17 protein-coding genes and 1 tRNA gene are annotated in these 17,993 nt (G+C 70.1%); 9 read left to right on the top strand and 9 right to left on the bottom strand.

From position 1 onward, the window contains the following. Nucleotides 1-5 precede the first annotated feature (5 nt). Both FRANCCI3_RS19690 and mca read right to left on the bottom strand, forming a co-directional pair. A complete protein-coding gene (locus FRANCCI3_RS19690; protein ID WP_023840081.1) occupies nucleotides 6-368 on the bottom strand; it encodes a hypothetical protein in 363 nt (120 codons plus the stop codon). Between the two features lie 222 nt (nucleotides 369-590). After that, nucleotides 591-1,493 (bottom strand): mycothiol conjugate amidase Mca, encoded by a 903-nt coding sequence (gene mca, locus FRANCCI3_RS19695; RefSeq protein ID WP_011438277.1) that lies wholly within the window; start codon nucleotides 1,491-1,493, stop codon nucleotides 591-593. A 456-nt stretch (nucleotides 1,494-1,949) separates the two neighbouring features. Between mca and greA the strand changes: the two genes are divergently transcribed. The 3 genes from greA (at nucleotide 1,950) to FRANCCI3_RS19710 (ending at nucleotide 6,034) form a co-directional block, all read left to right on the top strand. Beyond that, nucleotides 1,950-2,432, top strand: coding sequence for a transcription elongation factor GreA (gene greA, locus FRANCCI3_RS19700; RefSeq protein ID WP_011438278.1), 483 nt, complete (start codon nucleotides 1,950-1,952; stop codon nucleotides 2,430-2,432). A 123-nt stretch (nucleotides 2,433-2,555) separates the two neighbouring features. Continuing rightward, nucleotides 2,556-3,995 (top strand): magnesium chelatase, encoded by a 1,440-nt coding sequence (locus FRANCCI3_RS19705; RefSeq protein ID WP_173645785.1) that lies wholly within the window; start codon nucleotides 2,556-2,558, stop codon nucleotides 3,993-3,995. A gap of 44 nt (nucleotides 3,996-4,039) precedes the next feature. After that, nucleotides 4,040-6,034 (top strand): vWA domain-containing protein, encoded by a 1,995-nt coding sequence (locus FRANCCI3_RS19710; protein WP_011438280.1) that lies wholly within the window; start codon nucleotides 4,040-4,042, stop codon nucleotides 6,032-6,034. Here FRANCCI3_RS19710 and FRANCCI3_RS19715 read toward each other — a convergent pair. Beyond that, entirely contained in the window at nucleotides 5,954-6,577 is a 624-nt protein-coding gene (locus tag FRANCCI3_RS19715; protein WP_011438281.1) for a PadR family transcriptional regulator, read from the bottom strand. The two genes, FRANCCI3_RS19710 and FRANCCI3_RS19715, sit on opposite strands and share 81 nt — an antisense overlap. A gap of 224 nt (nucleotides 6,578-6,801) precedes the next feature. Between FRANCCI3_RS19715 and FRANCCI3_RS19720 the strand changes: the two genes are divergently transcribed. Continuing rightward, nucleotides 6,802-7,953 carry a trypsin-like serine peptidase gene (locus tag FRANCCI3_RS19720; protein ID WP_011438282.1) on the top strand — a complete coding sequence of 384 codons (1,152 nt, stop codon included), beginning with the start codon at nucleotides 6,802-6,804 and terminating at the stop codon, nucleotides 7,951-7,953. A 55-nt stretch (nucleotides 7,954-8,008) separates the two neighbouring features. Next, nucleotides 8,009-8,470, top strand: a complete 462-nt coding sequence (locus FRANCCI3_RS19725; RefSeq protein ID WP_011438283.1) for a membrane protein — start codon at nucleotides 8,009-8,011, stop codon at nucleotides 8,468-8,470. 43 nt (nucleotides 8,471-8,513) lie between these two features. Here FRANCCI3_RS19725 and FRANCCI3_RS19730 read toward each other — a convergent pair whose 3' ends face one another. After that, the gene (locus FRANCCI3_RS19730) at nucleotides 8,514-9,416 is read right to left on the bottom strand and encodes an alpha/beta fold hydrolase (protein WP_011438284.1); all 903 of its coding nucleotides are present in this window, start codon (nucleotides 9,414-9,416) and stop codon (nucleotides 8,514-8,516) included. Nucleotides 9,417-9,612: 196 nt separating this feature from the next. Between FRANCCI3_RS19730 and FRANCCI3_RS19735 the strand changes: the two genes are divergently transcribed. Together FRANCCI3_RS19735 and FRANCCI3_RS19740 are read left to right on the top strand one after the other, a co-directional pair. Next, on the top strand, nucleotides 9,613-11,307 hold the full coding sequence (locus FRANCCI3_RS19735; protein WP_011438285.1) for an MBOAT family O-acyltransferase: 1,695 nt from the start codon (nucleotides 9,613-9,615) through the stop codon (nucleotides 11,305-11,307). A gap of 187 nt (nucleotides 11,308-11,494) precedes the next feature. Further along, nucleotides 11,495-12,544: a DUF459 domain-containing protein gene (locus tag FRANCCI3_RS19740; protein ID WP_011438286.1), complete on the top strand. Its 1,050-nt coding sequence runs from the start codon at nucleotides 11,495-11,497 to the stop codon at nucleotides 12,542-12,544. Nucleotides 12,545-12,594: 50 nt separating this feature from the next. Here the strand turns inward: FRANCCI3_RS19740 and FRANCCI3_RS19745 are convergent, their stop codons facing one another. Beyond that, nucleotides 12,595-12,885 carry a hypothetical protein gene (locus FRANCCI3_RS19745; RefSeq protein ID WP_236701423.1) on the bottom strand — a complete coding sequence of 97 codons (291 nt, stop codon included), beginning with the start codon at nucleotides 12,883-12,885 and terminating at the stop codon, nucleotides 12,595-12,597. A gap of 199 nt (nucleotides 12,886-13,084) precedes the next feature. Between FRANCCI3_RS19745 and FRANCCI3_RS19750 the strand changes: the two genes are divergently transcribed. Together FRANCCI3_RS19750 and FRANCCI3_RS19755 are read left to right on the top strand one after the other, a co-directional pair. Next, nucleotides 13,085-13,312 carry a DUF4287 domain-containing protein gene (locus tag FRANCCI3_RS19750; protein WP_011438288.1) on the top strand — a complete coding sequence of 76 codons (228 nt, stop codon included), beginning with the start codon at nucleotides 13,085-13,087 and terminating at the stop codon, nucleotides 13,310-13,312. Nucleotides 13,313-13,485: 173 nt separating this feature from the next. Further along, on the top strand, nucleotides 13,486-13,896 hold the full coding sequence (locus FRANCCI3_RS19755) for a PPOX class F420-dependent oxidoreductase (protein ID WP_023840079.1): 411 nt from the start codon (nucleotides 13,486-13,488) through the stop codon (nucleotides 13,894-13,896). 111 nt (nucleotides 13,897-14,007) lie between these two features. On the opposite strand, the gene FRANCCI3_RS19760 is transcribed toward FRANCCI3_RS19755, so the two are convergent. From FRANCCI3_RS19760 to FRANCCI3_RS19775, 4 genes are all read right to left on the bottom strand, one after another. Further along, nucleotides 14,008-14,766, bottom strand: a complete 759-nt coding sequence (locus FRANCCI3_RS19760) for a Bax inhibitor-1/YccA family protein (protein WP_011438290.1) — start codon at nucleotides 14,764-14,766, stop codon at nucleotides 14,008-14,010. 242 nt (nucleotides 14,767-15,008) lie between these two features. After that, nucleotides 15,009-15,083: transfer RNA gene (locus FRANCCI3_RS19765), tRNA-Leu, on the bottom strand. 351 nt (nucleotides 15,084-15,434) lie between these two features. Continuing rightward, nucleotides 15,435-16,982: an NAD(P)/FAD-dependent oxidoreductase gene (locus FRANCCI3_RS19770; protein ID WP_011438292.1), complete on the bottom strand. Its 1,548-nt coding sequence runs from the start codon at nucleotides 16,980-16,982 to the stop codon at nucleotides 15,435-15,437. Between the two features lie 168 nt (nucleotides 16,983-17,150). Then, on the bottom strand, nucleotides 17,151-17,948 hold the full coding sequence (locus FRANCCI3_RS19775; protein WP_023840076.1) for a uracil-DNA glycosylase: 798 nt from the start codon (nucleotides 17,946-17,948) through the stop codon (nucleotides 17,151-17,153). Nucleotides 17,949-17,993: the final 45 nt, after the last annotated feature.

Consider the following 17,993-nt stretch of genomic DNA (forward strand, 5'->3'; position numbering starts at 1 on the left):
GCCGCCTACCGATCGCTCCCCGCGGAGCCCGCGGGGGGTCCAGGCTGGGTCGGCAGGTCCAGCTGCTCGCCGCCACCCGCCAGGCCCGCCGTGCTACCGGCGCCGGCGGTGCCGGCGGTCTCCTCGACGACCTCCCCGTCGATAACCGGCCCGTCTCCACCGTCCAGCCGGCGCATCGCGTTCGGATCAGGGTCGACGCCGGCGAACTCGCCGCTGGCGACGTTCGACCGCATCCGGCGCAGGCTCTTCGAGAGGAAGAAGAAGATCACACTGGAGGCCGCGATCAGTGCCAGGACGACGAGGAGCCCGACGGCTCCGGCGTCGATCTTCCTCTCGACCAGCACGGAAGCGGCGAAGACCTCGTTCACGGGCACGTCCTCACACCTGGTGTCCTCTGGTGTCCGCCACACCTGCTGTCACCGCCCGCCACGGGGACACTCCACGACGGGCGCCGATTCCGACCCTACGCCCTGCCGTACGAGTCCTCCGCCTCCGCGGTCACGCACCGTTGACTAGATCACATACTGTTCGAAAAGTCACATGCCATCCGAAAAGTCACATGCCACCTGAAAGGTCAGGTTACCGGAGAGTCACACGCCGTTGAACAGATCGTCTTCGGGCAGCATGCCGACCTCGATAAGAGAACGGGCCAGCTGGTAGTCCTCTGTCGGCCAGGCGTCCCGCTGCACCTCCAGGGGTATCCGGAACCACCATCCGGTGGGGTCGACCTGGGTGGCGTGGGCGATCAGTGCCCGGTCGCGGGTCTCGAACCAGTCCGCGCACTCCACCTGGGTGGTGAGCCGACCGGTGTCCTCGGCGCGGTCGACCCACTCGGCCAGCCGCTCGGCATAGGGGGACTCCAGACCGCGGGCCATCATCTCCTCGTGGAGAGCGAGGACGCGCTCCTTGTGGAAGGTGAGGTGGTAGTAAAGCTTGAGCGGCTGCCAGGGTTCGAGGCCGGCGTCGACACCGACCTCGGGATAACGGTCGGGATCACCGGCCGCCTCGAACGCCTCCACACTGACCCGATGGGTCATGATGTGGTCGGGATGCGGATACCCGCCCGACTCGTCGTAGGTCGTGATGACCTGCGGCCGGAACTGACGGATCAACCGGACCAGCGGACGGGCCGCCTCGCCGAGCGCGATGGTGGCGAACCGCCCGTCCGGAACAGGCGGCGGCGGATCGCCCTCAGGCAGTCCGGAGTCGACGAAGCCGAGCCACTCCTGGCGGACCCCGAGGATGAGCCGGGCGGCCTCCATCTCCTGCCTGCGGATCTCCGCCATCCGGGCGGCGACACCCGGCTGGTCCATCGCGGGGTTGAGGATGCTGCCCTCCTCTCCCCCGGTACACGTGACCACGAGGACGTCGGCGCCCTCGCTGGCGTAACGTGCCATGGTGGCGGCGCCTTTGCTGGACTCGTCATCGGGGTGGGCGTGGATGGCCATCAGGCGCAGGCCATGCCGATCGTGGACCGCGGGCATGCGGCCCATTGTTCCTGATGCCTCGACGTTGCTGATGCCTCGACGTTCCTGATGCCTCGACGTTGTTCCGGGCTCACCGGTCTGGGTGATCCGACCTCGTCCGAGGAACCGCCGGGGCCCGCCCCGCGTTCGGTCTGGAAAAGTCACCCAACGCCGTGGCACAATGCACCGTCCGCGCATGCTTCGACGGCAGGCCTGCCGTCGACCGGCGCACCGACATCGTCGTCGGCCCGGTCCGGAGGGCCGATGGACGACGGCCGGTTCCGTCGTCCTCCCACCCCTGCGTGAAGCATGCGTGGTCGAGGTCGAAGGCAAGGGCTGTCGGATCACCCGTAAGGGCTGACCCGCCGGTCCGGAGCTTCCGGGCGGTCCAGACGCCGCCAGAGCCACCAAGCCCGACATCGGATTCCTTGATTCATTTTGGTATGATGACCCTTTTGATGTTCACCGAGGAGCGTGACCCGCGTGACGCAGCAGACTTGGCTCACCCAGGAGGCATACGACCGGCTCCGCTCCGAGCTCGACTACCTGACCGGCCCGTGGCGTACGGAGATCGCGACCAAAATTGAGGCTGCCCGCGAGGAGGGCGACCTCAAGGAAAACGGCGGCTACCACGCGGCCAAGGAGGAGCAGGGCAAGCAGGAGGCCCGGATTCGCCAGCTCACGGACCTGCTGCGCGACGCCCAGGTCGGCGAGGCACCCGCGGCGACCGGCGAGGCCGGCCCCGGCACCGTCGTCGAGGTGCGCTTCTCCGGCGAACGGGAGACGGAGAAGTTCCTCATCGGCTCGCGTGAGGACCACAGCACGCCCATCGAGGTCTTCTCCCCGGCGTCCCCGCTAGGCGGCGCGGTGAGCGGGCACAAGGCGGGCGAGACCGTCTCCTACACGCTGCCCAACGGCCGTTCGGCCAAGGTCGAGATCGTCTCGGTGTCGCCCTACTCGGGCTGACTACGCCAGCAGCGGACGAGCGCCGGCCCGGCTGCACGGGTGGCGGCGTCGGCGTACCGTCAACGGGTGGAGGATCTGCCGGCACAGCCCAGTCATTCCATACCACCGACCGTGCCCCCGACCGTGGCATCTGCGGTCCACCCGCCGACGGCCGCCGCCCCGCAGTTCACCACCCTGGGTGGGCTGCGCCGCAGCGGGCACGCGCACCGCCCGGTGCGGACGGAGCTGCGCGACAACCTCGTCGCCCTGATGCAGGGCGACGGCCCCCGGTTCCCGGGCATCGTCGGTTTCGACGAGACCGTCCTTCCCCAGGTCGAGCGGGCCATCCTGGCCGGTCACGACATCGTCTTCCTCGGCGAGCGCGGGCAGGGCAAGACCCGGCTCATCCGCACTCTGGTGAGTCTGCTCGACGAGTGGTCGCCGGCCGTCGCCGGCTGTGAGATCAACGACCACCCCTACGCGCCGGTCTGCGGCCGATGCCGGGCGCTGGCGGCCGATCTCGGTGACGCGCTGCCGGTGGTCTGGCGGCACCGCGGCGAGCGGTTCAGCGAGAAGCTCGCGACCCCGGACACGAGCGTCGGCGACCTCATCGGCGACGTCGACCCGGTGAAGGTCGCCGAGGGCCGCACGCTCGGCGATCCCGAGACGGTCCACTACGGGCTGGTGCCACGCACCAACCGCGGGATCTTCAGCGTCAACGAGCTGCCCGACCTCGCCGAACGGATCCAGGTCGCGCTGCTCAACGTGCTGGAGGAGCGGGACATCCAGGTCCGCGGCTACCTGCTCCGGTTGCCGCTGGACCTGCTGCTGGTCGCCTCGGCCAACCCCGAGGACTACACCAACCGGGGGCGGATCATCACGCCGCTCAAGGACCGGTTCGGCGCCGAGGTCCGCACCCACTACCCGCTGCACCTCACCGACGAACTGGCGCTGATCCGCCAGGAGGCGGTGATGTCCTGGGCGGGGTCCCCGCTCGGCGCACCGGAGATACCCGATCACCTGGTGGAGATCGTGGCCCGGTTCACCCGGCTGGTGCGCGACGCCCCCCAGGTCGACCAGCGCTCGGGGGTGTCGGCCCGGCTGTCGGTGGCCGCGGCCGAGACGGTGGCGGCTTCGGCGGTCCGCCGCGCGGCGCTGACCGGCGAGGAGACGCCCACCGCACGGGTGGTCGACCTCGCCGCGATCGTCCCGGCGGTACGCGGCAAGGTCGAGTTCGACCAGCTGGAGGAGGGCCGGGAGGACGAGGTCCTCGCGCTGCTGTTGCGCCGCGCGGTGGCCGAGACATTCCGGGCAAGGCTGGCCGGCGCGGACCTCACCGGCCTGCAGGCCCGCTTCGACGCGGATGGCCCGGTCGAGACCGGCGACCTGGTAGCGGCGGCCGAGCTGCTGCGCCGGGTCGGGCCGGTGCCCGGGCTCGCGGCGATCCTGACCAGGCTCGGCGTGGACGGGGCGGAGTCGCCGGGGCTCGCGGCGGCCGCGCTGGAGCTGGCGATGGAGGGACTGCACCTCAACCGCCGGCTGGCCAAGGAAGAGCTTCCCGGACGGACCGTCTACGGCACCTGACCCGGCGGCACCTGGCCTCGGCACGGAAGCTTCCAGGAGGAACAGTGAATTCCGGAACATTCCGGTATGGCCCGTGGGACGGCGGACCCGACCCACTCGCCTCTCCCTTCACCGCGTCCGACGCCCTGGATGAGATGTCCCGCCAGATTCTGGAGGGACGCACCCCGCGGGAGGCTCTGGAGTCGCTGCTGCGCCGGGGCATGCCGGGCCGGCGTGGTCTGGACGACATGCGCCGGGCCGTCGAGCGGCACCGGCGGGAGGCCCGATCCCACGGCCGGATGGACGGGACACTCCAAGAGGTCCGCCGGCTGCTCGACACCGCCGTGGGCCAGGAACGGGCGGCGCTGTTCCCCGACCCCTCCGACGACGCCCGGCTGCGCGAAGCCGAGCTGGACGCGCTGCCCGCGGACCCCGCCCGTGCGGTGCGCTCGCTCGCCGAGTATGACTGGCGGTCCCCGCCGGCCCGCGAGACGTACGAGAAGATCTCCGAGCTGCTGCGTCGCGAGGTCCTCGATTCCCAGTTCAAGGGGATGAAGCAGGCCCTGGAGGGGGCCACGCCCGAGGACTTCGCCCGGATCCGGGAGATGGTCGGCGCGCTCAACGCCCTGCTGGAGGCGGACGCCCGCGGTGAGGACACCGACGAGGCGTTCGCCCGGTTCATGCGGGAGTTCGGCGACTTCTTTCCGGAGAACCCCGGCTCGCTGGAGGAACTGGTTGACGCGCTGGCCCGCCGGGCCGCCGCCGCCGCGCGGTTGCTGGCCGGGCTCACCCCGCAGCAGCGCTCCGAACTCGCCGATCTGATGTCCACGGCGATGGAGGACCTGGGGCTCGCCGCGGAGATGTCACGACTGGCGCAGGCGCTGCGCGCGTCCCGACCTGACCTCAACTGGGGTGGACGGCTGCGGGGGCGGGCCGGCCGGTTGGGCGACGGCCTGAGCGGCGAGGAACCGCTCGGTCTCGGCGACGCCACCACCGCGCTGGAGGAGCTCGCGGAGCTGGACGAACTGGCCGCCGCGCTGGGGCAGGACTACGCCGGGGCCTCCCTGGAAGACGTTGACCCCGAGGCGGTGGCCCGGGCGCTGGGCCGGTCCGCCGTCGACGATCTGCGAGGGCTGCAGGAGATCGAACGGGAGCTGGAGCGGCAGGGATTCCTCACCCGCCGGGCCGGGAGCCTCGAGCTCACCCCGCGGGCGGTGCGCCGGATCGGGCAGGCCGCACTGGCCCGGATCTTCCGGCAGGTCTCCGCCCGGGGCCGCGGGGATCACAGCGTGACCGACGCGGGTTCCGCCGGGGATCTGCTGGGCACCTCCCGGGCCTGGCAGTTCGGCGACACCCAGCCGATCGACGTCGTCCGCACGGTCCGCAACGCGGTGCTGCGCGGCGGTCCGCCCGGCCGGGGCCACCCGATCCGCCTGGCGGTGGCCGACTTCGAGGTCGCCGAGACGGAGCGCCGCGCCACGGCGGCGGTGTGCCTGCTCGTCGACCTGTCCTACTCGATGGCGCTGCGGGGCACCTGGGGCATCGCGAAGTCGACGGCACTCGCGCTGCACACGCTCGTCAGCACGTCGTTCCCGCAAGACAAGATCCACATTGTCGGCTTCTCGGACTACGCCCGGGAGCTGCGGCCGGTCGAGCTCGCCGGGCTCGACTCCGAGATGGTGCAGGGCACGAACCTGCAGCACGCCCTGCTCATCGCTGGCCGGTTGCTGAGCCGCTACCCGCAGTCGGAGCCGGTCATCATGGTGGTCACCGACGGTGAGCCCACCGCGCACCTGCTGCGCGACGGTACTCCCTCGTTCTCCTGGCCGCCGATGCCCGAGACCCTGGAGCTGACCCTGGCCGAGGTCGACCGGCTCACCCGGCGCGGCGTGACCGTCAACGTGTTCATGCTCGACGACGAGCCACGGCTGGTGCAGTTCGTCGAGGAGATAGCCAGACGCAACGGCGGGCGGGTTCTCTCACCCGATCCCGCCGCCCTCGGCAACTACGTCATCCGGGACTACCTGCGGGCCCGGGGCAGGCACCGCACCGCCCGCTGACCGCCGCGCCACCCCGCCCGGCTCGGCGGCGAGGCGTTCCCAGAACTCGACCGCGAGCTCCTCGTAGCCGAGCCCGAGATCGAGGGTCCGGCGCAGCGACCAGGCCAGGGCGCCCGCGGGCAGCGCGATCAGGGAGCGGTACACCTCCAGGTGAGCGCGATGCGCCGCCGCCTGGGCCCGCGCGAGCCGGCTGACATCACCCGGCCGGCCCAGATCGGCGAATGCCAGCTTGAGCAGGCCGGGATCGCGCAGCTCGGTGCGCCCGGCCTCCGGGACGGTGAGCCACGCGGCCAACCTGCTCCGGCCGGCGTCGGTCAGGCGAAAGATCCGCCGCCTGCGGCCGGACTCCTCCCGTTCCTCCGAGAGGAGTCCGGCCGCGGCAAGGCGGGGCGGCTCCTTGTAGAGCTGGGCGTGCGGAAACGACCAGAAGTTACCGATCGAGCCGGCAACCGCGACCTTGAGCTCGTACGGAGTGGCGCTGCCACGCCGCGCCACCTCCCCCAGGACCAGATACGACACCGGCGTCAGCGCGATTCCAGCCATGGTCTCGATGATATGGCTTGAATGATACGGGTTGAATGATACGGGTTTATAGGTACCGTCTCTTCCGGACTATCTAGCACCTAGCCGTCTTACCCCTACAGCCCTCTCCAACCGGCCCATGGAGAGGGGTCGACAAGGGCGGGAGGCGCGGCCCGCCGACCCACCCGTCCCACAACGCCCGCGAGCCGCCACAGAAGGCGACAGTACTGCTACTCTGCGCTGTCGTGACGTCACGGAGTGCAGACCAGGAGTCCGAGCGACGGGCGGACGCGGCACGCCTCCGCCCACTCCCGCCGGCGGATGTACCCGGCGCCACCCGGGCCCGCCCACGCCCGCCGGCGCGATCGAGGCTCACCGTCGCGATCCTGCTGACGGCGGGCGTCGCGCTGGCACCCGCGGCCCTTCCGGCCAGCCCCGCCCAGGCGGCGTCGGACACCGGGCGAGGGGGCGCGCCGATCGCCGCCACGTACCCGGGATCCACCGCGGGACAGCTCCTCTCGGCGCCGGGGGCGGTGACCCTCGCCGAGCAGCGCGAGGTCGAACGGTACTGGAGCGCGCAGCGGCGGGCCCGAGCCTTCGGGGCCCGCACGAACGACCATGCCGATGCCGCCCCCCTCAGTCCCGGGCCGGCCCCGCCTGCCGCCGGCGACTCCGAAACGGCCGCGAGCGACGCTCCCCCGCCCCCGAGCGCCGGAACGCCCTACACCCGGGGCGGGCTGGTGACCACGACCACCGGCCGGTTGTTCGCCACCATCGGCGGCAGTGACTACGCCTGCTCCGCGAGCGTCGTGTCCAGCCCCAGCCGTGACCTCGTGGTCACCGCGGGGCACTGCGTGCACGGCGGTAGCGGGGAACAGTTCGCGCGGAACGTCATCTTCATCCCCGGGTTCGACAACGGCGCGATGCCCTACGGCATCTGGACCGCCCGCCGGCTTACCGTGACGTCCGGGTGGGCCCGCCAGGACGACTTCGACGTCGACACCGGCTTCGCCCTGTTCAACCCGTCCCCGTCCCGCGGCCGTCATCTCGAGGACACGGTCGGATCCCAGGGCATAGCCTTCGATCTTCCGGGGACGTATCCGCAGTACACCTTCGGCTACCCGCGGCTGCCCCCCTACGACGGCAGCCAACTCGTCTACTGCGCCGGCCCCGGCTTCGGCGACCCCTACGGCAGCCCGTCGATCGGCGTCGCCTGCCGCATGACGGCCGGCGCCAGCGGCGGGCCACTACTCACCGGCCTCGGCCGGCTCGGTTCCGGGCACGGCTGGGTCGACGGGGTGGTCAGCTACGCCTATGCCGGGGTCAACGACAAGCTGTACGGAACTCACTTCGGCGACGTGGTGAAGTCGCTCTACTACCAGTCCTACCGGCTCTAGCGGATCGCCGTCCCCCGGGATACGGCCGACGGACGACGATCGATACCTTCTGCGCATGCCGCATTCGGGCAGCTTCGGGCTCCTCCTGACCGTGCACGTCGTTCTCGGGGTCTTCGTCATCGGTCCGCTGACGCTGATCACCGTGGTCACCCCGCGCCTGCTGCGGTTGGGGGCCGGTGCCCTGCCGATCCTGCGCCTGTGCGTGCGGATGATCCGGGCTCTCGCGCTCGCCTCACTGCTCATCGTCGTGACGGGCCTCGGGCTGGTGCATCAGGGATCATTCGGCAGCGTGCGGTCGCTGGGCGACCCCTGGCTGTCGGGTGCCCTCGTGCTGTGGGTGGTGGCCACCGGGATCTCGCTGGGCATGATCGCGCCCGGGCTCGCCCACGCCGTCAAGGAGATCGACGCGGGCGGTGACACGCGTCGGCGTACCCTTCCAATCATGGGGGGTGTCGCCGTGAGCACCGCCTGCTGGATACTGATCATCGCTTTCATGGTCATCAAGCCCGGGACCTGACGCGGCCGGGCCACCGCGACGATCCGGGCAGGCGGGTCGTCGCTCAGCTCGCCTGCGCGAGCGTCCCGCGACGATCGACTTCCCCGCGATGCACGACATCGTCAAGCTTGTCCAGGATGCGACCCCAGACCTGGCGGGGGAGCTCATGCCCCATCCCGTCGATCTCCAGCAGCTCCGCGAGCGGGATCGCCGCGGCCGTCAACCGACCACCGAGGACCGGGACGAGCGGGTCCGCGTCACCGTGGACGACGAGGGTGGGGACCGGGAGCCGCGCGAGCCCGGGGGTGCGGTCGGGCGCCGCGAGCACGGCGGCGATCTGGCGCATGACCCCGACCGGGTTCGGGCGACGGCCCCATTGGATCTCGGCCCGCCGCCGCAGCCACGCCACGTCCGGCGCGAACAACGGCGAGCCCAGGACCTCCTGCGCCTCGTGCCCGGCGAGGACGAACTCCTCCAGGTCGGCCGGCGCCGGCCGCAGGAACAGCGCGATCGCCTCGGCGGTCGGCTGCACCCGGTGGTCACCCGGATGGGACATCATCGAGGTGAGGCTGCGCACCCGCTCGGGGTTCCCGAGGGCCACGATCTGGGCGATCATGCCACCCATCGAGCTGCCCATCAGGTGCGCCGACTCGATCCCGAGGGCGGTCAGCAGGCCGACCGCGTCCGCGGCCAGGTCCTCGAGCCGGTAGGGAGCGAGGTCGAAGCGACCGCTCAGGATCGCCGCCAGGTCGGGCCGACCGAGCTGGTCGAGATGAGTGGACAGTCCCACGTCCCGGTTGTCGAAGATGATCGTTCGATAACCGCGACGACCGAGCGCGGCCAGCAGGTCCGGGTGCCAGCCGACGAGCTGCTGCCCGAGGCCGCCGATCAGGAGCAGCGGCAACCCGTCCTCGTCGCCGTGGATCTCGTAGGCGAGGTCGATGCCGTTGACTGAGACGATGCCCATGGTCGGAAGGTAGCCATCCCATGGCGCCGGCGCACGAGTTCCACCGGCAATCGGCCGGAGGCTACCCGAAAGGGCCAGGCGGATGCCGGCAGCGCGGCCGTCGAGCGGCGAACACCCCACCCATCAACTACTTTAGGTAGTCGCTCGACTTCCTAAAGCGATTATCCTGCTGGGCGACCCCACCGGACGGGCACACATGATCTTTCCGACGATCGAGTTTGCGGCGTTCCTTGTCGTGGTGCTGGCGATCTCCTGGCTGCTGATGCCCCGGCCGAGGCTGTGGAAGCCGTTCATCCTCGGGGCGTCGTATTTCTTCTACGGCTTCGCGGACGCACGCTTCGTGCTGCTGATCGTGGCCTCCACCTTGATCAACCAGGGTGCCGCCGTCGCGATCCACCGCTGGCGCGACCGCCGCGTCCTCATCGCCGCGATCGTCTGCGACCTCGGCCTGCTCGGCTGGTTCAAGTACTACAGCTTCTTCGCCCTGTCGGTGGACCGCGCGCTGGCCGAGATCGGTCTCCCCACGGCGCTGCCCCTGCTCCAGGTGGCGCTGCCGATCGGGATCTCGTTCTTCACCTTCCAGGCGCTGTCCTACGTCATCGACGTCCATCGCGGCACCAGCACACCCGCGTCGCTGCTGGACTTCGCCGTGTACGAGGCGTTCTTCCCGCATCTGGTCGCCGGTCCCATCGTGCGTGCGCGCGAGTTCATCCCCCAGCTCGCCACGCCACGGGACCCGAACCAGGTCCAGGCCACCCGGGCCGTGTTCCTGATCGTGGGCGGCCTGGTCAAGAAGGTGGTGCTCGCCGATCTGATCGCCTCACGCCTCGTCGACCCCGTCTTCGACGCACCCGGCCAGCACTCGTCGCTGGAGATCGCCACGGCCGGCTACGGCTACGCCGTGCAGATCTACTGTGACTTCTCGGCGTACTCCGACATCGCGATCGGGATCGCCCTCCTGCTCGGCTTCCGCTTCCCGGACAACTTCGACCGTCCCTACGCGGCCGTCACCCTGCAGGACTTCTGGCGCCGCTGGCACATGACCCTGTCCCGATGGCTACGGGACTACGTCTACCTACCGCTCGGAGGGAACCGGAAGGGGCAGCGGCGCACCTACCTCAACATCATGATCACCATGACTCTGGGTGGTCTCTGGCACGGCGCCGCCTGGACGTTCGTCCTGTGGGGAGCGCTGCACGGCGGTGGGCTGGTGACCGAACGCCGGATCCGGGCCCGACGGGCGGACCGGATCCGGGCGACGGAACGGGCCCGAGCCACGGGACAGGAGCAGATCCCGGGACGGGCCCGAGCCACGGGACAGGAACAGATCCCGGGACAGGCCGAATCGGCGGGGCTCTCCGCGATGCCGCTACCCCGGCCGGGATCGGAGAGCCCCGCACCGCTCCTTTCCGCTGGCGGATCCGGCGCCGTTATTGGTCCCGGTCCCGCTGCCGGCTTCGGCATCGCCGGCAGTTCCGCGGGGACGCCAACCACGGCGAGCCGCCGGACGATCATCGCCGCACAGGCCGCGCTTCCCGAAGCGGTCCCCAACCCGGTCCGCGCCTGGGCCGGCCGGCTGGCCGTCTTCCACTTCGTGTGTGCCACCTGGGTCCTGTTCCGAGCGCCCGACCTGGCAACGGCACGCGAGCTCGTCGTCCGGCTGTTCACCGCGAGCGGACCGGCGCCGCTGGTCACTCCGACGGTCCTCGCCGCCATCGGGGTGGGACTGGCCACCGCAGCCGTCCCGCGCGTCTGGTGGATCCACGCGCAGGCCGCCTTCACCCGACTGCGCCTTGGCGCCCAGATCGCGCTGCTCACCCCGAGCATCATGATCATTTATGCGATCGTCGGCCCACAGGACGTCGCGCCGTTCATCTACTTCCGCTTCTGAGTCACGCTCGCCTGCTCTCCCCAGCCCAACCCCGGTCCCGGAGCCTGAGTGTTACCCCGGCCGGGGTAACACTCAGGCCGGACGATACGAGCAACGGCGAGAGGGACTTTAACTTAGAGTAATCTAATAGCAACGCCCGATCACATTCCGGGACATCTGTGACCTGCGTCAACGAAGCCGAGGGGCGATGACTGAGCGTGAAGATTCGGCGCCACCGGGACCCCCGGCGACCGCACCCGCGGCGACCACCGGCGTCGTCCGGGTTCGGCAGGCCTTCCTGCTGGTAGCCGTCACCCTGGGTCTGCTGGCGGTGCTCCGCGCCTCGGCGATGGTGCACGCGGGCGAGGGCATGCGCCCAGGACTCACCCGCACGCTCGTGCTGGGCGTGGCCCGGCCGACCGAACGGATCACCCGGACCGTCCATCTCGACGAACCGGACCGGTGGTTGTCGCGCGCGTTTGGTCACGACGCCAAGTCCGGCGGCACCTTCTCCGAGCTGGCATCGGCGGCCAGCCGAGCTGAAGCCGAGCCCGATCGCCCCGGCGCCCTCGGGCCGGGCGCCGCCGGTTCCCACCGCTCCCCGCTGCCACCGCGCCACCCGACCGCGGCCGATCCGCTGCGCGTCCTGGTCACCGGGGACTCGCTGACGGAATCACTCGGTCCGAGCATCATGAACAGTGCGCCCGCCACGATCCGGGCACAGACCGAGACGCGGTTCGGCACGGGCCTGGTGCGGCCCGACTTCTTCGACTGGGCCACCCATGCCCGGGCGCAGATCACGCAGCGCAACCCAGAGCTGGTGATCGTCGCAATGGGCGGGAACGACGGCCAGGGCATCACGCTTGCGGACGGAACCGTCCTGCCGGCCGGATCGGACGCGTGGACCGCCGAGTACCAACGGCGTGCCATCGTCGTGATGCGGATCTGGAGCGGCGACGGAGCCCGCCGAGTGCTGTGGCTCAGCCTCCCGCCGGCCCGGTCGGACCAGCTTAACGGCTACTTCCGCCGGCTGAACGAGGCGACCCTCGACGCCACGACCAGGGTGGTCGGAGCCCGATATCTCGATCTCACCCCGTGGTTGTCGAAGAACGGCGCATACAGCGACTACCTCACCGGCACGGACGGTAACACCGTCCTGGCCCGAGCCCGTGACGGCGTGCACCTGAGTCTCGACGGCGCGCGGATCGCCGCGGGACACGTTCTGGAAACCGTGCGCAGCACGTGGAACCTGCGGTGAACGACGATCGGACCGACCGACCGAACTGGACGATCAGACCGACCGAACGCTCAACGGGGGCGGAACCCGAAGCCCGCGCCGTCCAGATCCCGGCGGGCCTCCAGGACGGCGGCCCGGGCGGCGGCCAGGACGTCGCGACCGGACGGCGCCGCCGCACCGGACACCGAGATCGCGCCGACGAGCTCGTCGGCGAGGACCGCGAGCTGGTCGGTCAGGGCATGCGGCGCCAGCCGCGGCGGACGAGCGCCGGCCGGCGCTCCCGTGCCGGCCCGCTCGCCGAGCGACGCCAGTTCGTCGAGCAGCCGAACGGCCCGCTCCGCCCTGGTACCACCGGATTCCACCGGAACATCCCATGATGACCCGGACCAACACTGAAGGCGGTGAATCAGCAGGCCGACCTCACGGGTGAGATCACGGACCTCGTCGGACATCCGAGCAGGTTACCTGACGATGACGGGAACGGGTCTTGCTCTCTACTGTGGTATAGGGCACCCTCCAGACATGGTCCGTTGACGTCGGGTTTCACCTCAGGAGGCGCGCATGTCGCTGAACCGCTCCGCCCAGACCCACCAGATCCTCATCGAGCGGATACCGAAGGCAACCGGCCACGACGTGAACCACTGGCTCGATCGGCTCGACGACGGACCCGGCCTGCTCCGCTTCGCAGAGCGCGTCAACTGGCTGCGGGCCGAGCACGACCTGCCGCACTGCTATGCGGCGGCCCTGGTCCATGAGGCCGATCTGCGGCGGCGGGCGATCCGCGCGTAGACACTCGGCGGCCCGGCCGCGCAGGCCCGGCCGCTCGGTGGGGCGTCGAGGTACGGCCCGGCTTCCCGCAGCTGTCCCCCGCCCCATGGCGCCGGGTACCCGGCGCCATGGGGCGGACATGGTCCGCATCGTTGACGCGCCCGGTCGGCCACCGGACACATCACAATGACTGCATGAACCTCGACGCAGCCACTGAGTTCGTACGCGATCACCACCGGGCGGTGCTCAGCACCACCCGCCGGGATGGCACGCCCCAGATGTCACCGGTCACCGTCGGGGTGGACACCGACGGCCGTCTGCAGATCAGCAGCCGGCTCACCGCCTACAAGGTCCGCCACATCGAGCGGGATCCGACCGTACGGATCTGTGTGTTCCCCGATGAGTTCTTCGGGCCCTGGGTGCAGATCAACGGAACCGCCGAGATCGTCCGGCTACCGGCGGCGATGGACCTCCTGATCTCCTATTACCGAGACATCGCGGGTGAGCATCCCGACTGGGACGACTACCGGGCGGCGATGATCCGCGATCAGCGATGCATCATCCAGATCACTGCGCGGTCGGCGGGGCCGGACGTCTCGGGCTGAGGACCAGGCTTGAGGACACCCGCTATGCGCGCGCCCTGACCACGCGCGCCCTGACCCTGCCCGCCCTGACATGATCATCGGCAGGACCCGGCCCCACGACGGACCCGCGCGCTACTGCCGCAGCTTGGAGAGCAGGCGCAGCGTGTCCAGGTAGACCCAGACGAAGCCGATCAGCAGGCCGAATCCCGCCCGCCACGCCTCGGAACGCGGCGCATGGGACGCGATCGCCCGCTCGATGTAGTCGAAGTCGAGGATGAACTGCAGGCTCGCGACGCCGAGCACAAGCAGGCTGAACAGGATGCCGAGCGGCGTCGCATCGTTGATCACCGGCAGGTGGCTTCCGCTGGTGGCCCTGATCACGAGGTCGGTCAGGCCGAGGAGCACGACCCCGAGGAGCACGCCGAACACGATACGGGCCATCCGGGGGGTGGCCCGTAGCCGACCACTACGGTAGGCGACCAGCATCGCGACGAAGATCAGACCGGTCCCGAGCAGGGCCTGCGGGATGATGCCGTTGAAGGCGTTCTCGTAGTAGCGCGAGACCGCCCCGACCGCCACCCCTTCGATCAGGGCGAAGGCGATGATGAGCGGCGGACTGATCAGGTTGCGAAACGAGACGAACAGGCTGATCGCCAGGGCGACGAGGCCGGCCCCCAGCGCGATGCCGGGCGAGTCCGGCGCGAGGGCCCAGCCGACCGCGCCACCGACCGCCAGCAGCGCGAACAGCCCCAGCGTGTGCACGACGACGTCGTCGATCGTGAGGGTGGTGGGCTGGCGGTAGTGGCTCGCCAGCTCCTCGGGGGTCGGCGTGGGAGGAGACGCGAACCCACCGCGACGGAACGCGGGGTTCGAGGAACGAAGGTCGGCCATGGAGCCGGCTCCTCTCGGTCGCCTCCGGGGAGGCATCACCCTCGGTGACTACAGCCTACGTCACCGTCTGGAACGTTCCTTGGGATACGGGAGTTCCCGGCGCACCGGGACACGGTGGATGGCGACAAGGCATCGCGGCGCACGTCCACGCGCGCATCCTCACAGCATCCCACAGCGACGAAGCCTTCCCCTCCTCGGCCGCGGTTCATCGGTCAGATGCCCGGATGACCGAGAAAGGATTGTGCCGGTGGTCGGAGTCGAACCGACACTCGAGCTGTTTTTAGGACAGCCTCCTCTACCAGTTGGGATACACCGGCTCGTCTACATCGCTGATGTTTCTACCACGCTACGTAGGGTCTGGGAATAACACATGCGGAAAAAGTGGTCCGGAGATGGCGGCACGACCGAAAGCGTGACTCATCGTGACGAGGATGCCAACTGTTCGCCATCCCCTTCGATCGGTGGACAGCTCAGATCGCTAAAAGGCGGGTCCACCGTCGGGTTTGGTCCTGACGGCCAGAGCGGAGACGCGGGAAAACACCCCCACCTAAGTGCCGTGAAGCCACGAGGGCCGGTGAACCATCGCAACCGGGCGACGATTCACCGGCCCGCAGGCTCCCGGCGTCCCTACCGTCACACGCCGGCCATGGTGCCGCCGGGCGCTCAGTTCACGTGCCGCGCGGACCGGGCGTCCGGCTCCGGCCGCGGGAGATCCTGCCGGTCGGTGCGGCCCGGACGACATCCTCACCCGGGGACGCGGCCTCACCACCCTCGGCCTCACCGCCCTCGGCATCGCCGGGCGAGTCGGCTGCGACGGCGGACGCGGGGGCGCGAGTGGTCCCGTTCCGCCCGGTCGTCGTGACCGGAGTGCCGGGCGTGCCTGGGGAGATGGCCGCGGCGAACGCGGACGGCATCGCCGCCCGGCGGAACTCGGCCCGGGGATCGGCGAAGGATCCGAGCGAGACGATCTCGCGGCGGAAGAACAGTGCCAACGACCAGTCCGCGACCACCCTGGTCTTGCGGTTGAGGGTGGGAACCCTGCTCAGGTGGTACGTCCGGTGCATGAACCAGGCGGGCCAGCCGCGCAGCTTGACCCCGTAGACCTCGGCGACACCCTTGTGCAGGCCCAGGGACGCCACGCTGCCGGCATAGCTGTGCTCGTATGGTTCGAGGGGCTCGCCGCGCAGCTCGGCGAGGATGTTGAGGGCCAGCCGGCGAGCCTGGCGGACGGCGTGCTGGGCCGAGGGACCGGTCGTGACATCCTCGCCCCTGGTCAGGTCGGGCACGGCCGCGCAGTCACCCGCGGCCCACGCGTCACCCACCCCGTCGATCTGCAGGAAGACGGTCGCGCGCACCCGGCCTTGATCGTCCAAGGGCAGATCCGTGTCGGCCAGCATCGGGTTCGCCCGCACCCCGGCCGTCCACACGATGGTGCCCGCGTCGAACTCCTCACCGTTATTCAGCACAACCCGCCCACCGACCAGGCTCTCCACCCGCGTGTTCAACCTGACGTCGATGCCCCGGTGCTCGAGCTGCCGGAGGGTATAAAGCCCCATTCCGGGTGAAACCTCGGGAAGAATACGGCCGGCGGCTTCAACGAGGACCCAACGCATATCCGTCGGTTTCAGATCAGGATAGAAAGAACACGCATCGCGGGCCATGTCCTCCAACTCGGCAAGAGCCTCTATTCCGGCATACCCTCCGCCGATGAAGAGAAAGGTCAGCGCCCGGCGCCGGACCGCGGGATCGGTCACCGAGGCGGCCGCGTCCAACCGGCTGATGACCTGATTACGGAGATAAATGGCCTCGGCCGCGCTCTTGAAGCCGATGCCCTGCTCCGCGAGCCCTGGGATTGGCAGGGTTCGCGCCACCGATCCCGGACACATCACCAAGATGTCGTACTTAAGATCAAATTTCTCGCCAAGGGATGGTTTGATCACGGCGGTCCGTGTCCCATGCGACACCTGAAGCGCGCTTCCGCTGACAACCCGACAGCCCTTCAGCACCTTACGTAGCGGCACCACCACGTGCCGTGGCTCAAGGTTGCCGGCCGCCGCTTCCGGGAGGAAAGGCTGATAGGTCATGTACGAGTTGGGCTCGACGACTGTGACCAATGCCTCGTCCTGGCGCAGCTTCCGCCGCAGCCGCAGGGCCGTGTACATGCCGACGTATCCTCCGCCGACGATGAGGATGTGCGGTGGTTGCCCGTAGCCCATGGCAAAAACGTACCCACGAGGGCCGTGTTACACCCTGGTCCCGGGCTGGCCGCCCAGCTTTTTTCGTGACGCAGGACACGAATACCGGCGGTCTTCGGCCCGTGGTGCCGATGCGTGGGGACCGTGTTCCGGCTCACCTTCTGTGTCGACGGCCACAAGGACAAAGACTTACCCGGCCCGCTCAACCACTTCCGCGAGCTCCGCCGCCGTGCCAAAAATCGTGTCAAGCATCACTTCGGTGACCCGACCGGTGAAGGTGTTCTGCTGGCTTGGGTGATAGCAACCAACGACCGACACCCCGGATACGGGAAGTTCGACCCGCACGCCGTGCCCGAACGACACCCGGCGCGGAGGAACCGGGAATCCGGCCTGGACCAGGGCGGGCCACAGGGCGGACCAGGCGAATCCACCGAGGACGACGATGACCCGCAGGGTGGACCGGACAAGCTCCAGGTCACGCACCAACCAGGGCCGACAGGTGTCACGCTCCGTAGTGGTCGGCTTGTTCGCGGGCGGAGCGCAACGGACGACGGCGACGATGCGCGTGGCCGTCAGACGCTGACCGTCCCCGGCGGACACCGAGGTCGGCAGCGCCGCCAGCCCGACGCGGTGCAACGAGGCAAACAGCCAGTCGCCGCTGCGGTCCCCGGTGAAGATGCGTCCGGTGCGGTTCCCTCCGTGGGCCGCGGGCGCCAGACCGATGACGAGGATCCGGGCGTCGCCCGGGCCGAACGAGGGCACCGGACGCCCCCAGTAGGCCTGCTCGGCGAAGGCCGCCCGCCGCACCGCCGCGACTTCTTCCCGCCAGGTGACCAGGCGCGGGCAGGCCCGGCAGACGGACATCCGGGCATCGAGCTCCCGGGTGCCCGTCGCGTCGGCGGCCAACGCGCGGACCTCGCCCGGCGTGGCTGCGACCGGTGTGTCGGCGGCGGCGAGGTCCCCCGGCCAACCGCTTCCCGGTCGCACCGGACCCCCTGACCGCACCGGGCCCCCTGACCGCACCGGGTCACC

The sequence above is a fragment of the Frankia casuarinae genome (assembly GCF_000013345.1).
GTDB lineage: Bacteria > Actinomycetota > Actinomycetes > Frankiales > Frankiaceae > Frankia > Frankia casuarinae.